Raw genomic sequence first — 425 nt, 5'->3', positions numbered from 1 at the left:
ATCTTTGGGCGCTATCATCGACCTTGATGAAGATCAGGTAATCCTTTTCGGTGATGAAATGGGAATTGACGATATCGTGTGGATGGGCAGACAGAAAACATTGGAAGAAAAAAGTTTGGATGCCGGCTTAACCAAAGTTCTACCTTTAGCGCAACTGGATACTTATCTTAAGCAATACCAAGACAAAAAGCGTCAGGTTCATTTCTTACCTCCTTACCGCTCAGAGAATAAAATTAAATTGGCCAGCTGGCTTAATTTGCCTGTCGATCAGCTTAAAGAAAAAGCATCACTTAGTTTTATTAAAGCCGTTGTGGCACAACGATCGATTAAATCTGTTGAAGAAATTGAAGAATTAGACCGTGCAGCAGCAATATCGGCCGATATCCATTTAATGGTAATGCAACAGGCAAAACCTGGCATGTACG

At 40.7% G+C, this 425-nt stretch carries 1 protein-coding gene; it reads left to right on the top strand.

All coding sequences use genetic code 11. The features are described from left to right. On the top strand, nt 1-425 hold a 425-nt coding region (locus AC1DND_RS29510), incomplete at both ends, for an aminopeptidase P N-terminal domain-containing protein (RefSeq protein WP_477586601.1).

The sequence above is a fragment of the Pedobacter sp. 01N416 genome (genome assembly GCF_056399685.1).
This window is presented reverse-complemented; position numbering and strand designations above follow the sequence as displayed.